The following is a 14801-nucleotide window of genomic DNA, read 5'->3' as shown; positions in this document are numbered from 1 at the left end:
TGGCTCGACGAGCAGTTCCGCGACACACGTGGCCGGTTGCGCACCGAGTTCACCACGCCCGAAGGTCTGGTGATCCCTGGCGATGCCGACAACCTCGAACCCCTGTTCCCCGGTCTACGCCGCATCCGGTTCAAAGCTCCACCCGCACCACGCGAAGCCGACGCCCCTCGAGAGACGCCGACACCTCCCACCCGGTCGATGACCCGGGTGGCAGCCAAACACGCCCGCAGACAACAAGAACGAGAACGCAACCGACGCCGACGCGAAGCCGACGGACCGTGAAGGGCGCGATGGCGGACAGCGTCACCCCGCCGCGTCAACCTCCGCGAACACGCCGACCGCGATCCGGAACGCCGTGTTGGCATCCGGCACCCCGCAATAGATCGCCGACTGGAGAATGACCTCTTTGATCTCGTCGCGCGACAACCCGTTGCGCAGTGCCGCGCGCAGATGCATCGCGAGTTCCTCGTGGTGCCCCCGGGCGATGAGTGCGGTGAGGGTGATCATCGACCGACTCCGACGGTCCAGTCCCGGTCTCGTCCAGATACTCCCCCACGCGTATTCGGTGATGAGTTCCTGGAATTCGCGTGTGGTGTCGGTGATCGCCGCGGTCGCCTTGTCGACATGCGCGTCGCCGAGCACCTCGCGGCGCACCGCCATCCCATCGTCGTACTTGGACATCAAGACCCTTCCGTCGCGACGCGCCGAGCCCGATCGAGCTGGGCGTCGATGTATTGCTGTGTGGCGCCGAGATATTCCGACCCCGGCGCATGCCCGGCGATCGTCGCCATCGATTCCTGTTCCGACCTGACGGACGCCCCCGCACCGGCCAGGTTCGCCTGCATCCGATCGCCGTGGACGTCCAGTTCGCCGATGAGCAGGCTGGTCTGTCGCGCCGCGACGACGGTCCGTCGGACCAATGTCCGCAGCGCATCCCACTCGACATGCCACGCGCCCGCAGTGCGCTCTTCCACGGCATCCGCGGCAGCCAGGTGAAGAGTGGAACCGAGCATCGGGGCACTCAGCGCCGCCCGCCGGATGAGTACCGACAGAACGGGATTGGCCTTGTGCGGCATCGTCGACGACGAGCCGCCGGAACCTTCGGACAGCTCGCCGATCTCGGGCCGCGACAGCGCCAGCACGTCGTTGGCGATATGCCCCCAGGCATCGGTGCACCCCACCGCCGCGTCGCCGCTGCGGGTGACCGCGGTACGGACGGAATGCCATGGGGTCAGCGGGGCGAGGCCGAGGATGTCCGCGGCGATCGCACCGGTCTGCATCGCCACCGGACCGGCGTCCGCGCCACGGCCCGAGAGCTCGGCGACGGCCGCCGATGTTCCTGCCGCACCGCCCATCTGCACCGGGAATGTCAGACTCGCAACCTGTTCCCGCGCGTCGAGCACCCCGTGTAACCATTGTGCAGCCTTGAGTCCGAAGGTCATCGGGACGGCGTGCTGGGTGAGTGTGCGGGCCACCATCCCGGTGTGCCGATGATCGCCGGCGAGACGCACCAAGGTGCCGGCCTGAGCGTCCAGTTCGACCAGGACCGCATCGAATCCGTCGGCAACACACAGCATCAGCGCGGTGTCGACCACATCCTGGCTGGTGAGACCACGATGCAGCCACGTGCCTGCGGTCGACGAACCGAGCCCGTCGCGCAGGCGTCGGACGAGCGGAATCACCGGATTACCACCGGATTCCGCCTCCACGGCGATCTGCTCGACGTCGTCGTCGGCGATCAGATCGCGAAGGGCACCGACGGTCACGCCGGCCTCCGTCGGTGCGATCCCGGCCTTGCCGAGCGCCGTCGACCATGCCGACTCCACCTGCAGCAAAGCATCGAGAACTGCTGCGTCGGTGAGAATCTCACCGGCGTGGTGGTCGCCGGGCCAGAGGAGATCAGGCACGGATCATCGTCCGTCGTGATCGAGGAAGACGGTCTCGCCCTCGCCCTGTAGATGGATGTCGAAGCGGTAGCCGTTGTCCTCGGCCGTTGCGATCAGGGTCGACCGTCGCTCCTCGGGCACCGAGGTGAGCAGCGTGTCCGACGCCACGGCCCGGGCACTGTCGGGCAGGTAGGCCCGCGTGAACAGTCGATCGAGCAGGCCGCGCGCGAAGACACAGACCGCGAAGAACGGCGCGGCGCCCGCCGACACCGGACCGGGGGCAACCGTCGCGAAGGTGTAATGCCCGGTCCGGTCCGTCTGCACGCGACCGAAGCCGGTGAAGGTGAACCCGTCCCGCCACAGCGAACCGGGCTCCTGGCTGACGTTGCCCGAGCCGTCGGCCTGCCAGATCTCGATCAGGGCGTCGGGTACCGGGTCGCCCGCGCCGTCGAACACGCTGCCGTGCAGCCGAATCCGGTTCGGGTGGCCGGTGGGGACCAGTTCGGCACCGCCGTCGAACGGCAGAGCGTAGTGGAAGAACGGGCCGACGGTCTGGCCCGGCGTGGGTGCGAGAGTCACTGGTCTTCCTCCATCGGGGTCTGACGGCTGCCGGTGAGCACGATGTCCCAACGGTATCCGGTGGACCATTCATGCTGGGTCAGATCGTGGTCGTAGGTCGCGACGAGCCGGTCACGGGCCTGCTGGTCGACGACCGCCTGATAGATCGGATCGAAGGCGAAGAGCGGGTCGCCCGGAAAGTACATCTGGGTGACCAGTCGCTGCGTGAAGGCGGTACCGAACACCGAGAAGTGGATGTGGGCCGGGCGCCAGGCGTTGTGGTGGTTCTTCCACGGGTACGGGCCCGGTTTGATGGTGGTGAACTTGTACCAGCCGTGGTCGTCGGTGAGGCAGCGGCCCACACCGGTGAAATTGGGATCGATCGGAGCGGGATGCTGGTCGCGCTTGTGGATGTAGCGCCCGGCCGCGTTGGCCTGCCAGACCTCGACGAGCTGGCGACGGATCGGCCGTCCGTCACCGTCGAGCACACGTCCGGTCACCACGAGGCGTTCGCCGATCGGATCGCCGTTGTGCGCGATGGTGAGGTCGGCCTCGAGCGGGTCGACGTCGCGGTGGCCGAAGGCCGGCGACCAGAGCTCGATGCCCTCCGGGTCGGAGTGGTGAAAGTTCTTGGTGGGGTGGCGCAGCAGGCTCGACCGGTACGGCGGATAGTTCAGCCTGGGAGCGGTCTCCGGCGACTCACCCGCCGACAGCGACGACGCGTAATCTGCACCGACGCGCGCGATCTCGTCGCTGATCTGCTGCTGCGTGCCCTGCGCTGCGTCAGACGAGATCTGTCCGTGCTCGCCGAACACCTCCGACTCCTCGTCCGCGCCGGCGATCAATGGTGCGACCATCCTGTGTACCCTTCTGCGAGATAGGTGGAGCCGGCCTCCGAGGAGACCAGTGACTGAAGCTCTCCGAGTTGGCGCTGTTCGTCGAATTCCGATGCGTCCGTGGAATTGTGGAGCATCGTGGTCATCCAGTACGAGAAGTGCTGGGCCTTCCACACCCGCGACAGCGCGCGGTCGGTGTAGTTGTCGAGAGCGTCATCGTCGCCCTTCTGCACGGCACGCTCGATCTCCTCGGCCAGCACCCGGACATCGGACAGGGCGAGGTTGAGCCCCTTGGCACCCGTCGGGGGCACCGTGTGTGCCGCGTCGCCGGCCAGCAAGAGGTTGCCGTGGCGCATCGGTGACTGCACAAAACTCCGGAACGGCAACACTGTTCGCTCGATGACGGGCCCGTCCTTCAACCGGAATCCGTCCGACCCGGCGAGCCGGGTGTGCAATTGCTCCCAGATCCGATCATCGGACCATTCGGCGGGATTCTCGGTGGGATCGCACTGGAAGTACATGCGCTGCACGGTGTCGGTCCGTTGGCTGATCAGCGCGAAGCCCTGGGCCGAGCGGGTGTAGATGAGTTCCGGGGCGCTCGGCGGCGCCTCCACCATCACGCCGAACCACGCGAAGGGGTACTCACGGTAGTACTGATGGGCGTCGGCGACGAGGGACCGACAGATACTGCGCGAACCGTCGGCACCGACGACGAGGTCTGCCGAGATCTCATGCCGTCCGCCGTCGGCGTCGGTGTAGCGGACAGTTGGGGTGTCGAGGACGCCGGTGACCTCGGTGTCGGTGATGCCGTACCGCAGATCGCCGCCGTCCCGCGTGCGTGCGCGATGCAGGTCGACGAACACCTGGGTCTGCGGGTAGAGCCAGCACGACGCGCCGGCCAGCTTCTGGAAGTCGATACGGTGGCTGACCCCGCCGAATCTCAGCGAGATCCCCTCATGCTCGTGTCCCTCGGTGAGGACACGGTCAGAGACACCGGAATCGACGAGCAGTCGGACGCTGTCGCGCTCGAGGATGCCCGCACGGTGCGTGGTCTCGATCTGCTCGACCGTACGATTGTCGACGACCACGCTCTCGATCCCGGCAACGTGCAGCAGATGGGACAGCATCAGCCCCGCCGGGCCACCGCCGACGATGGCCACCTGGGTCGTGGTCGCAGTGCTCATCTGGTCTCCGCTCGTGTGATCTGTTGCGATGCCCAGAACGGTATGAGTTCGCGCTCACAAATGTCGACCCGTGGCTTTCACTGAGTGAAATTGGGTTCAGCCCGGCGACGAGATGGGGATACTCGGTGCCATGGAATCCTCGTCCCCGATCGACGTCGCGGTCGTCGGGACCTTGAACATGGACGTGATCGTGCGGGTCGGTCGAATGCCCCGGTCCGGCGAGACCATCCTGGGCACCTCGCTCTTCGAGCGTCCTGGCGGCAAGGGCGCCAACCAGGCCCTGGCCGCGGCAGAAGTGGCACGCACCGCGCTGATCGGCGCGGTCGGGAACGACGACGCGGCACAACGGCTGGTCGCGAACCAGCATGACGGTGGGGTCGAGATCGGCCATCTCCATCACGTCGACGGCATCAGCGGTCGGGCGATCATCGAGGTGGACGACCGGGGAGACAACCGGATCATTGTCCTGACCGGCACGAACGCGGCGCTCACACCCGGCCATGTGGAGCACGGGCTCGATGAGTTGACGCCGAAGGTCGTTCTCACACAACTCGAATCGCCGCTCGACGTCACCGCCTCCGTAGCGGCCTGGGCCACTGCGAACGACCGTCGGTTCCTCCTGAACCCGAGCCCGGTGTGCCGTCTCGACGAGCACGTCATCGGCGCCGCGGACCCGTTGATCGTCAACGAGGGAGAGGCCGCGTACTACGCCGGCGGCGACCCTGCCGACGATCCCACCGACCTCGCCCGTCGCCTGCTCGTCCACTCCCGATCGGCGGTCATCACTCTGGGCGGCGACGGAGTCATCGTCGCGACTCCCGACGGGATCCGTCGCATCGATGTCGAGCAGGTGCGGGCCGCCGACACCACCGGTGCCGGAGATCTGTTCGCGGGGACCCTGGCCGGACACCTCGCACTGGGCTCGACGGTTGCCGATGCAGCCGCGCTCGCTGCGACTGCGGCGACCGAATTCGTTGCGCAACCGCGCGATATCTAGCGACGCGCGTATCGCAACAGCACGGGCCCGGACTCGAACGGCCGCGTCTCCACCAGCTCGAGATCCAATCGCGCACCTGACGGGAAGAACGGCACTCCGCCGCCGATCGCCACCGGGTACACGACCGGACGGAACTCGTCGATACGGTCGAGCATCGACGCGGCCAGTGTTGCGCCGCCGATCTGTACCTGGCCGTCGCGGTCGGGGATCTCGCTGACGTCGTGTACCAGGTCGGCGCCGTCGACGTGCGCGAGCGTGTTCGAGACGACGAGTCGCGGTGTGTTCTGCCAGGCGTCGGCGTACTCGAGTTCGGCAGGCGACGACTCCGCTGGGGGCTCCAGCCAGTACTGCATCGTCTCCCACAGGTTGCGTCCGTAGACGTCCAGCGCGGACTCCTGTTGGACGCCCACCCAGTACGCGAACACGTCGTCCGCCGGTTCGGACCAGTCGAAGTTGCCGTCGGCGTCGACGACGTAACCGTCGGCCGAGATGTTCATGCCGTAGACAATCACTGCGCTACCTCATCCGGATGTCGTGACGTCGGTTCTCACGATTGTCGCGCGCCGGACACGAAACCGGAAGGGGTCATCGCTTCGACCAGCGCGCCACCCGCTCCTTGTGCTCGCTCGTCTGATGCGCGAGCGGCTGCATCGCCGCCGCCAGATTGAGCACCGTGTCGAGCGAGTTGGTCCGCGACTCGGCGAGTAGGCGTTTGGCCATCCGCAGCGCGTGCGGCGGATTCTTGGCGATCCGCGCCGCCAATTCCCCTGCTGCGTCCATGAGTTCACCGTCGGGCACGACGCGGCTCACCATGCCCCACTCGAGTGCCTTCGCGGCATACACGCGGTCGCCGGTGAACGTCATCTCGGCGGCCCGCTCGTAACCGATGGCCCGCTGCAGGAACCAGGACCCGCCGTCACCGGGGATGAGGCCGACCTGGACGAAACTCTCGGCGAAGAAGGCGGATTCGGCGGCGACCCGCAGGTCACACATCATCGACAGATCACAGCCCGCACCGACCGCAGGGCCGTTGACCGCGGCGATCACCGGCACCTCACAGCGCAGCATCGCCCTCGGAATCCGTTGTATCCCATTGGCATAGCCGAACCGTTGATCCGCACCCCCCAGCCCGAAGAGGCCCTCCTCGTCCGCCATCTCCTGGACATTCCCGCCGGCCGAGAAGATATGGCCCGCACCGGTGAGGATCACCGTACGAACATCGGTGTCGGCGTTCGCCTCATCCACGGCACCCTCGAATGCGGCGACCAGATCCACCCCGGTGATGGCGTTGCCGACGTCGGGAAGGTTGATCGTCCACACCGAGACACCGCCGTCGGTGCTGATGTCCAGAGGTTTGCGCACGGTCGTGCCGCCTTTCGATCGGGGTCGCTCACTGCACCTTACGACGGACGTCTGCCGCCGTCGTCCGAGTTGCCTCCCCTGGTCGCGACGTACCTTTGGACGATGACGAGCACTCGTGACCACACCGGGCCTGCGCGCTCGATCGCCGGCGAATTACGATCAGGACTCGAGATACTCGGTCGGGCGATCGAGGAGTGCGCCGCCACTTAGCGTTCGGCGACAGAGGGCTCCTACCGCGCAGAATCCTCCGCAGCGTCCGTCTCCGACTCCTTCGACGCCCAGATCTGGGTCCACTTGTACAGCCCGGCGACCACCAGGACGAACAGCACGACGCCGAGGATCTCCGAGCCGGTCTCCCACCCGTCACCGATGAACGGCAGGTTGAGCACGGCGTCGTTGCCGCTCGACGCGACGATCGCGGCGAACACCACGTTCCACAGGCTCTCACCGACGATGAGGCCGGTGGCCAGCAGCACGCCCATGCGCTTCTTGCGCTCGACATTTCGGCCGCTCCGCTCGGCCCACTTGTTGTAGGCACGACCGATGAAGGCGCCGATGGGGATGACCAGGGTGACCGACATGGGCAGGTACATTCCCATGCCGACCGCCAGCGGCGGCATCCGCAATCTGGTGGTGGTCTTGCCCAGCACCTCGTCGACCACGATGACCGCCACCCCGATCAACGCACCCACGCCGATCAGCGCCCAATCGAGATCGCCCCCGAACACACCTTCGGCGAGTGACGAGATCAGCCCGGCCTGCGGTGCAGGGAGGGCATCGTCACCCGCTCCCGGCGCCCCGACGAAACCGAACGCCGTCTGCATCAGCTGCAGCACGGGCGGGATGACCACGGAACCGAACACCACGCCGATGACCAGTGCCACCTGCTGCTTCCACGGTGTCGCGCCGACGAGCTGACCGGTCTTGAGGTCCTGCAGATTGTCGTTGGAGATCGTCGCGACGCCGAAGACGATGGCCGAGGTGAAGAGCGTGTAGGCGACCAATGCCGTGGATTGTGAATCGTCGGCCGACCCGAAGGTGACCTTGATCAGGACGGCGGCGACCAGCACCACCACGATCCCGACCCCGGAGATCGGGCTGTTCGACGATCCGATCAACCCGGCCATGTACCCGCAGACGGACGCGACGACGAGGCCGATGACAAAGACGAAGATGATGCTCACGGTGATGATTCCGGCTGCACTGCCGTGCAGCACCGTTCCACTTGCGAAGTCCCAGAGCATGAACCCGATGGGGATCAGGGCGGCCAGGATGACACCGGAGACGATGGTGACCGGGATGTCCTGTTCGGTGAGATCCACCGTCGTGCCGGCACGCCGTGCCCGCGTCGAGACAATCGCATCCTTGATCCCCCGCGCGATCGGCCCGATGATCTTGATCAGCGTCCAGATCGCCGCCACCGCAATAGCACCCGCGCCGATGAACCGCACGTCGTTGGTGAAGGCATCACTCACCACGTCTTCGATGGAACCGGTGGCCGGGACATCGCCCCAGGTCCGGATCGGCAGCAGCACACCGTAGGAGATGATCAGCCCGATCAGCATCGAGATGCCCACCGTGATACCGACCAGATGTCCGACACCGATCAGCGAGAACAGCAGTCCGGCACCGAACATCGTTCCGCCCGAACCGACCCGGATGGTCCCGGTGATCGTCCCGGCGATCAGTTTGGTCTGGGTGAGCAACGAGAAGACCGCGGAGACAACACTTCCCACCACGATCACCCGGAGGCCGCGCCGATTCTCCTCGGCACCCTGCGCGGTGTCACCGACTTTCAGGACCTCGGCCGCGGCTGCTCCCTCCGGATACGGCAGATCCGATCCCGTCACCAGGGCGCGGCGGAGTGGGATCGAATACATCACACCGAGGATGCCGCCGATGAGGCACACCGCCACGGTCGTCCAGTACGGAAAGCCCGTCCACCAACCGATCATGATGAGTCCGGGCAGGACAAAGATGATCGCGGACAGCGTTCCCGCGGCCGACGCGATCGTCTGCACGATGTTGTTCTCGACGACAGAGTGATCGGCGAAGTACCGGAGCAGGCTCATCGAGATGACGGCCGCCGGAATGGCGGTGGCGAACGTCAGCCCCACCTTCAGACCGAGGTAGACGTTGGCCGCGGTGAACACCAAGGTAATCAGACCACCGAGGACGATCCCGCGGATGGTGAGTTCTTTCAGCCCCGCGGACGGGGCCCCCTTCACGACCGAGCCTGGCGTGGACATGACGGCGACCCCTTAACCCGACCGGTTCGGCGTTGTGGACTCACACAACTGTAGGAGGGGGGTCGGTGATTCGCAGGGATTCCGTCCAGCGCCGCACGCGCCGGAATCTCTCGCGGTCCGTATTACCCGATTCGGAACCGGGTCAGACGAGACGCTCAGTGATCAGAGCGAGATCCATCGGCGGCCGAGGCGTCGGTGTCCGGAACCGCACACCCGTCCGGACCGCAGGTATCGGCCGATTCCGCCCCCACCGGGACGAGCTGATCGCCCCAGGCCAGTTGTAATGCCCGGGCGAAGGTTTCGGGCGGCTGCGCGCCCGAGACCGCGTACTTGCCGCCGAAGACGAAGAACGGCACGCCGGTCGCGCCGAGCGAAGCAGCCTCGCTCTGGTCCCGACGGACGGCATCCGCGTAGGCCTCCGGGTCGTCGACGACCGCACGCGCGCCTGCCTCGTCGAGTCCGGCACCGACCGCGATCTCGACCAATCGCTCGTGATCACCGAACAACGGCTCGTCCTCGACGAAATTCGCCTCGTACAGGGCGTCGAGCAATGCCTCCTGCCTTCCGTGGGCGAGGGCGTGATGGAGGAGGCGATGCATGTCGAAGCTGCTGCCGAAATCGCGGCCATTCGTCCGATAGCCCAGCCCGAGGTCGCCGGCCTGCGCGGCGATGCCCTGCTCGTTCGCGGCCGCCTGTTCCACCGATATCCCGTACTTCTGGGCTATGTGTTCGACGACTGGTGCGCTCGTTCCGGCCGCCAGTGTCGGATCGAGCTCGAATGAACGGTGCACCACCGTGACGCCGTCACGCTGCGGAAACTCTCCCAACGCCGCCTCGAAACGTCGCTTCCCCAGGTAGCAGAAGGGACAGTTGATGTCGGTCCAGATGTCAACCGTCACGGTCATGGCAGGCAATCCTCTCCTCCGCGGCTCCTGACCCCGGACACCCTCGCTGCAACACATCGCACGCACGCGATGTTCCGCCGCGCGGATCGGGCAGACCATCGGCAGCCCTTCCATGCATCTCGCTATTCTGTCGAGGCATGTCGGCTTTCGCCGACCGCGCCGAGGGGGAAGGTACGACTGCCACCATGGACCCGGATCCGATCACCGACCTGGAGGCCCAACTCGTCGACATCTGGCGACGTGGTCGTATCCAGATCCGTGACCGGGTGCGCGCGATCCACCCGAAACTGGATCCGACCTGTTATCCGCTCCTGGTCCTCCTCTCTCGCAACGACGCCGTCCCGATGTCGGCTCTGCTGGCGGAGCTGGGGCTGGAGAAATCGACCCTGACACGACAGATCGACTCCGTGGTACGCCTGGGTCTCGCCGAGCGTCATCCCGATCCGGACGATGCGCGGGCACGGGTGGTGGCCATGACGGACAAGGGACACGCCCGCTTCGACGACGTGGCCCTCGCTGCCCTCGCGGAGTGGCGGGCCCAGTTGTCCCGATGGGATCCCGACGACGTCCGACAGCTGGCCGACTTGCTCAGACGTCTCGCCGAGAGCACTACCTGACCACCACGCACGCGGCAGACAGTGCGAGTCACACGTGACCACCGATGTCTCCGACGAGTGCTGATGTCAGTGCCCCGCCGTACCGTGGAACCAGGCGATTAGGCAGTGCGCGATAAGGAGTGCCCGATAAGGCAGTGCGCGATAAGGGAGTGCGCGATGGACACGGTGCGACATTCGGTGATCGACACGTCGCTCGGTGACGCGACCCTCGTCGCCGACGACGACGTCCTGGTCGGCTGCTACCTCGAGATCGCGGACACGTCGGCTTTCGGCGAGCGGGTCACCGCGCACGACGATCCGGTGTTGAGCAGAGCGGTGACCCAGTTCGAGGAGTACCTCGCCGGCGACCGGACCGATTTCGATGTGCCGTTGCACGCCGACGGTGACGAATTCTCTGAACGCGTCTGGGCCCTGCTGCACGACATCCCGTACGGACAGACCACCACCTACGGGGAGCTCGCTGTGCGCCTCGGCGACAAGTTCTTGGCGCAACGCGTCGGCCGGTCCCTCGGGCAGAACCCGATCAGCGTGTTCATCCCATGCCACCGGGTCATCGGCGCCGACGGCTCGCTGACCGGATATGCCGGCGGCCTGGAGCGCAAACGCCGGCTCCTCGAACTGGAAGAGGCACCGGAGGTGCGGGCGAGCCGGTTGTTCTGACCGACTCGTCAGCCGTGTCTGCCGATCGGCAGCGAACCGATCTCTGCTCCGTCATTGCCGAAGTGACGGTAGCGGGCGCGATCGCGGGCGCGCTGTCCGCGCCATTCCAGATATCGACCCCCGATGGGCGTCGGACCGATCAGCCGGTAATTGATCGTGTTCCGGACCCATGCGGTGCCGAATGCCCACGGAAGTCGTTGTGGCAGTGTCAGATCGCGCATGCTCTCGGTCCCGAGGAAACCTTCCAGCATACTGAGGAGACGCTCGCGGGTGTAGCGGGCGGAGATGCGGTGCACGAACCGATAGTGCAACTCGTCCTGCACGTCGACGAGTGCGCGGGCGAGCTGCCCACCGGCGTCGGTCACGTCGGTCTGCGACAGCAGGATCGCGTAGCTGAGTTGATGTTGGTCGCGCTCGTCGTCGAACAACCAGTCGTCGTCCACGCCGATGAGCCATCCCACGTATTTCCAGAGATGCATCAGCGCGCGTGAATCGTCCTTGCTGATCGGCACACCGAGGGCTCGCACACCCATCATCAGCGCGCCGCTGAACAGATTCAGGGTCGATGCGAGGTCGGTCTGGTTGATCGGCAACCCCCACTCGGAGCTGTCCCATCGTCCGTTGCGTTCGAAGGCTTCGTTGACGAGCGCGTGCATCAGCCGAACGTGGACGGTGAGCTTCCACCCGGCACCGCCTCGGACCATCCCATCCCGCTGTCCTACCGCGATCGCCCAGGTCTGGGTTTCGCCGAGGCGACGCCTGGTGGTGCTCCCCGAGAGTCCACCGGTCTCCGCGAGGAGATCGACCGGCCCGCCGAAGCGATATCCACCGATCAACGAGAGCTGGAGGAGAACGTCGTCGGCGTTCTGTCCGAAGCGTCGGAAGACAGTGGCACCGTGTTCGCAGAGGTCGGGATCGACCCAATCCGGCGTGTCTTCGACCAGGGCGAAGAAGGACCGCAGGGCCTCCGGGCTCTGATCTGTGACACCCGACTCGAGTGCGGCCTGGAACTGCGCCATCGTCACGCGTGCCGCATCCTCCTTGGGCAGCCGCATCGCCCGGACCAGCGCGGCTGCGGGTTCGTCACGCATCATCAGGTGCCGGCCGAGGAGTTCGAGGTCGTCCTCGCTCGGCTCCGACAATCGCCAGTAGATCCGCAAGAGGCGTCCCATCCGGCGTCCGCGTGCGTCCGCAGAACGATGCCGCCTCGGCGGTACCAGCGCCGGCGGGGTCTGCGTCGTCGGGGTCTGCGTCGTCGATGACATGAGACTATTCTAACGATTCGTCTCACTCGGGACAATCCATCCGACCACTAGGCTCGGGCCATGGCTGACGACCGACTGACAACTCTGGCCGGGCGACGCGTCGTCGTCACCGGTGCGACCAACGGTTTGGGAATGGCGACCGCACGTGCGCTGGCACGGGCCGGCCTACGTGTGGTGCTGGCCGTGCGCGACGTGGAACTCGGCGAGCAACGGGCCCGCGAGTTCGGAGGTGAGTGCGAGGTGGCCGCCCTCGACCTCGCCGATCTGGCATCGGTGCGCGCGTTCGCCGACGACCTCGATGGACCGATCGACTACCTCATCAACAATGCCGGAGTCTTTCCCCATCAGCACCGGACGACCGCCGACGGCTTCAAGATGGGCATCGGAACCAACTTCCTCGGCCCCTTCGCCCTGACGAATCTCCTGTTGCCGCGCATCGAGCGGCAGATCGTGTCGGTGGCCTCCGACGCGCATCGTGGGGCCACACTCGATCCCGACGATCTCGATCTGTCCAGCGCCAGATGGAGCCCGCCGCGCGCCTATGCGCGGTCGAAGCTGGCGGTCATGCTCTGGGGCCTCGAACTCGATCGACGTCTCCGGGCCGAGCGTTCGCCCGTCACCGCGATGCTCACCACGCCCGGATGGGTCGCATCCAACATCTCCAACAAGCCCGGCCTGGGCGTCGCGCACAAGGTGGTGCAGAGCACGGCGTCCGCCTTCGCCAATGACGTCGACGCCGGTGCACAGACCACCCTGTACTGCCTGACCGAGCCCATCGCACCGGGCAGCTATGTCGGCGTGGATGGTCTCTGGGCGCTTCGAGGAGACCCGGTTCTCTTCGGAAGATCTTCGGCTGCCTGCGATTTCGACGTGGCGGGAAGGCTGTGGGCGAAAGCCGAGGAATTGACCGGGGCGAAGTGGCCACTATGAGTCGCTGAGCCTGCGCCGCGTATCGCTCGGGCCACATGTGTTGTCTGGCAGGTGGTCTCGATACGCGGCTCCTTCGTCGCCGCTACTCGACCAGCGGATAGCCACGCGGATCAGAGATCGAATTCCGCACGGTATCGCGCGTAGACCGCCTCGACCTCGGCGACGGTGAGGCCGAACTCTTCCAGGGTGTAGCTGTGCACGCCGTGCGCGTGCTGACCGTGCCCGGATCGATGCTGCTCCATCCGTGCGTGGATGGCGTCGGTGAGTTCGAAACCGACCGCCGCGTAGATGCGTGCCACCTGGCCCATCGGGTCCTCGACCAAATCGTCGTACCGGACGTCGAGAAACGCGCCCGGTCGCTGCGCGCGCACATCGAGCGCACGGTTCACCATCTCACCGTTGAGTGACAGCCAATGCCGGGCAACTCTTTCGGCGTCCACGTGATCGCTGAACATCGAATGGCCGTGCGCCAGCATGCTCGAGAACGACGCCGTGGTGAGCAGCGGATCGCGATGGGTCTGGACGATGAGCGCGTCGGGGAAGACGTCGAGCAGGGTGTCCAGGTGTTCGAGGTGAGCCGGCGTCTTGAGCACCCACTTCGGCCTCGGGTTCTGGAGGTGCAGGATCTGCAGCAGGATCTTGAGATACTCATACGAGCCGTGCATGTCCTGATTGCGCAGCCATCGTGCGTACGAGGGGACGTCGAGCATCGCCTCGGGCACCTGGGACAGGAGCGAGTACTCCTGCAGCAGAACATCTTCTTCGGGTCCGTCGGCCTCCACGGCGTGGATCGCGAAGAATTTCGGGTTGAGATAGCGCAGGGCCCATTCGGCCACGGTGGTCTGCGCGACGCGCACCGTGGGTCTGCCGGGCTTCTCCCGTTTACGTGGCAGGAGATGGATGACCTCCCACGACCCCACTGCGCGGATCTCCGGATCCGCCGCGATGAGCCGGTGGAGCATCGTGGTACCGCTGCGCTGCAGACCCGCGATCACGATGGGCGGTGCGATGGGCGCGGCGGTGATCTCCGGGTGGGTGCGCACCAGCGCGGCCACCCGCAACCGCGTGGTGAGGAGACCATGCAGTCGGGCACGGATGACCAGAGCACCGAAAGTGCTGAGACGGGCCTCCTCGATGATCGACGCACACAATACGTCGAGCGCTTCCTCGGTCTGGGCATCGGCCACCCAGGCCAGGCCGGTGCTGTCGGCCGCGCGCCGCCGCAAGGTGTCCGCCGACAGATCCGTGCTCTGCACGCCACGCCCGCCGAGCATCTCGCCGATCCGGTTGATCGCACGGATCGGCCTGCGCTGGAAGGGGACGAAGGTTGCGGTCATGGCGTGCCACTGATT

Annotated in this window: 15 protein-coding genes and 1 pseudogene; 5 read left to right on the top strand and 11 right to left on the bottom strand. The window is 66.2% G+C overall.

The window, feature by feature from the left end; translation table 11 throughout:
• Positions 1-282, top strand: a pseudogene (locus tag ACLQ3I_RS21650) (HNH endonuclease); the annotation flags it as partial.
• A 21-nt stretch (positions 283-303) separates the two neighbouring features.
• On the opposite strand, the gene pcaC reads toward ACLQ3I_RS21650, so the two are convergent.
• From pcaC to ACLQ3I_RS21625, 5 genes are read right to left on the bottom strand one after another with little or no spacing between them, the layout of a single operon-like run.
• Positions 304-681 carry a 4-carboxymuconolactone decarboxylase gene (pcaC, locus tag ACLQ3I_RS21645; RefSeq protein ID WP_425804669.1) on the bottom strand — a complete coding sequence of 126 codons (378 nt, stop codon included), beginning with the start codon at positions 679-681 and terminating at the stop codon, positions 304-306.
• Positions 681-1907, bottom strand: a complete 1227-nt coding sequence (locus ACLQ3I_RS21640; protein ID WP_425804666.1) for a lyase family protein — start codon at positions 1905-1907, stop codon at positions 681-683. The genes pcaC and ACLQ3I_RS21640 overlap by 1 nt, the downstream gene beginning before the upstream one ends.
• A gap of 3 nt (positions 1908-1910) precedes the next feature.
• Positions 1911-2465: a protocatechuate 3,4-dioxygenase subunit alpha gene (gene pcaG, locus ACLQ3I_RS21635; RefSeq protein ID WP_425804663.1), complete on the bottom strand. Its 555-nt coding sequence runs from the start codon at positions 2463-2465 to the stop codon at positions 1911-1913.
• On the bottom strand, positions 2462-3301 hold the full coding sequence (pcaH, locus tag ACLQ3I_RS21630; RefSeq protein WP_425804660.1) for a protocatechuate 3,4-dioxygenase subunit beta: 840 nt from the start codon (positions 3299-3301) through the stop codon (positions 2462-2464). The genes pcaG and pcaH overlap by 4 nt, the downstream gene beginning before the upstream one ends.
• On the bottom strand, positions 3286-4464 hold the full coding sequence (locus ACLQ3I_RS21625) for a 4-hydroxybenzoate 3-monooxygenase (RefSeq protein ID WP_425804657.1): 1179 nt from the start codon (positions 4462-4464) through the stop codon (positions 3286-3288). Before ACLQ3I_RS21625 ends, pcaH begins: the two co-directional genes overlap by 16 nt.
• A gap of 130 nt (positions 4465-4594) precedes the next feature.
• Between ACLQ3I_RS21625 and ACLQ3I_RS21620 the strand changes: the two genes are divergently transcribed.
• On the top strand, positions 4595-5461 hold the full coding sequence (locus ACLQ3I_RS21620) for a ribokinase (RefSeq protein ID WP_425804655.1): 867 nt from the start codon (positions 4595-4597) through the stop codon (positions 5459-5461).
• On the opposite strand, the gene ACLQ3I_RS21615 is transcribed toward ACLQ3I_RS21620, so the two are convergent.
• The 4 genes from ACLQ3I_RS21615 to ACLQ3I_RS21600 form a co-directional block, all read right to left on the bottom strand.
• On the bottom strand, positions 5458-5958 hold the full coding sequence (locus ACLQ3I_RS21615) for a dihydrofolate reductase family protein (protein WP_425804653.1): 501 nt from the start codon (positions 5956-5958) through the stop codon (positions 5458-5460). The genes ACLQ3I_RS21620 and ACLQ3I_RS21615 overlap by 4 nt on opposite strands.
• Positions 5959-6046: 88 nt before the next feature.
• Positions 6047-6823 carry a crotonase/enoyl-CoA hydratase family protein gene (locus ACLQ3I_RS21610; protein ID WP_425804651.1) on the bottom strand — a complete coding sequence of 259 codons (777 nt, stop codon included), beginning with the start codon at positions 6821-6823 and terminating at the stop codon, positions 6047-6049.
• A gap of 230 nt (positions 6824-7053) precedes the next feature.
• The gene (locus ACLQ3I_RS21605) at positions 7054-9072 is read right to left on the bottom strand and encodes an OPT family oligopeptide transporter (RefSeq protein WP_425804648.1); all 2019 of its coding nucleotides are present in this window, start codon (positions 9070-9072) and stop codon (positions 7054-7056) included.
• Positions 9073-9227: 155 nt separating this feature from the next.
• Entirely contained in the window at positions 9228-9977 is a 750-nt protein-coding gene (locus tag ACLQ3I_RS21600; protein WP_425804645.1) for a DsbA family oxidoreductase, read from the bottom strand.
• A gap of 185 nt (positions 9978-10162) precedes the next feature.
• Between ACLQ3I_RS21600 and ACLQ3I_RS21595 the strand changes: the two genes are divergently transcribed.
• Together ACLQ3I_RS21595 and ACLQ3I_RS21590 are read left to right on the top strand one after the other, a co-directional pair.
• Positions 10163-10594, top strand: a complete 432-nt coding sequence (locus tag ACLQ3I_RS21595; RefSeq protein WP_425804678.1) for a MarR family winged helix-turn-helix transcriptional regulator — start codon at positions 10163-10165, stop codon at positions 10592-10594.
• Between the two features lie 156 nt (positions 10595-10750).
• Positions 10751-11254 carry a methylated-DNA--[protein]-cysteine S-methyltransferase gene (locus ACLQ3I_RS21590; protein WP_425792865.1) on the top strand — a complete coding sequence of 168 codons (504 nt, stop codon included), beginning with the start codon at positions 10751-10753 and terminating at the stop codon, positions 11252-11254.
• Between the two features lie 8 nt (positions 11255-11262).
• Here the strand turns inward: ACLQ3I_RS21590 and ACLQ3I_RS21585 are convergent, their stop codons facing one another.
• Positions 11263-12519, bottom strand: a complete 1257-nt coding sequence (locus ACLQ3I_RS21585; RefSeq protein WP_425804643.1) for an oxygenase MpaB family protein — start codon at positions 12517-12519, stop codon at positions 11263-11265.
• Positions 12520-12579: 60 nt separating this feature from the next.
• Between ACLQ3I_RS21585 and ACLQ3I_RS21580 the strand changes: the two genes are divergently transcribed.
• Entirely contained in the window at positions 12580-13449 is an 870-nt protein-coding gene (locus ACLQ3I_RS21580; protein WP_425804641.1) for an SDR family NAD(P)-dependent oxidoreductase, read from the top strand.
• Positions 13450-13559: 110 nt separating this feature from the next.
• Here ACLQ3I_RS21580 and ACLQ3I_RS21575 read toward each other — a convergent pair whose 3' ends face one another.
• The gene (locus ACLQ3I_RS21575; RefSeq protein ID WP_425804639.1) at positions 13560-14786 is read right to left on the bottom strand and encodes a sulfotransferase family protein; all 1227 of its coding nucleotides are present in this window, start codon (positions 14784-14786) and stop codon (positions 13560-13562) included.
• Positions 14787-14801: the final 15 nt, after the last annotated feature.

It is taken from the genome of Gordonia sp. DT101, from assembly GCF_049844895.1.
Classification (GTDB): Bacteria; Actinomycetota; Actinomycetes; order Mycobacteriales; family Mycobacteriaceae; genus Gordonia.
Note: the sequence above shows the minus strand (reverse complement) of the source record. Positions and strands in the feature narration are given on the sequence as shown.

Excerpts from the sequence above, each read along its gene's own strand:
- pcaC (WP_425804669.1), bottom strand. The coding sequence starts at position 681 with ATGTCCAAGTACGACGATGGGATGGCGGTGCGCCGCGAGGTGCTCGGC.
- pcaH (WP_425804660.1), bottom strand. The coding sequence starts at position 3,301 with ATGGTCGCACCATTGATCGCCGGCGCGGACGAGGAGTCGGAGGTGTTC.
- ACLQ3I_RS21625 (WP_425804657.1), bottom strand. The coding sequence starts at position 4,464 with ATGAGCACTGCGACCACGACCCAGGTGGCCATCGTCGGCGGTGGCCCG.
- ACLQ3I_RS21620 (WP_425804655.1), top strand. The coding sequence starts at position 4,595 with ATGGAATCCTCGTCCCCGATCGACGTCGCGGTCGTCGGGACCTTGAAC.
- ACLQ3I_RS21615 (WP_425804653.1), bottom strand. The coding sequence starts at position 5,958 with ATGAACATCTCGGCCGACGGTTACGTCGTCGACGCCGACGGCAACTTC.
- ACLQ3I_RS21605 (WP_425804648.1), bottom strand. The coding sequence starts at position 9,072 with ATGTCCACGCCAGGCTCGGTCGTGAAGGGGGCCCCGTCCGCGGGGCTG.
- ACLQ3I_RS21600 (WP_425804645.1), bottom strand. The coding sequence starts at position 9,977 with ATGACCGTGACGGTTGACATCTGGACCGACATCAACTGTCCCTTCTGC.
- ACLQ3I_RS21595 (WP_425804678.1), top strand. The coding sequence starts at position 10,163 with ATGGACCCGGATCCGATCACCGACCTGGAGGCCCAACTCGTCGACATC.
- ACLQ3I_RS21590 (WP_425792865.1), top strand. The coding sequence starts at position 10,751 with ATGGACACGGTGCGACATTCGGTGATCGACACGTCGCTCGGTGACGCG.
- ACLQ3I_RS21585 (WP_425804643.1), bottom strand. The coding sequence starts at position 12,519 with ATGTCATCGACGACGCAGACCCCGACGACGCAGACCCCGCCGGCGCTG.
- ACLQ3I_RS21580 (WP_425804641.1), top strand. The coding sequence starts at position 12,580 with ATGGCTGACGACCGACTGACAACTCTGGCCGGGCGACGCGTCGTCGTC.
- ACLQ3I_RS21575 (WP_425804639.1), bottom strand. The coding sequence starts at position 14,786 with ATGACCGCAACCTTCGTCCCCTTCCAGCGCAGGCCGATCCGTGCGATC.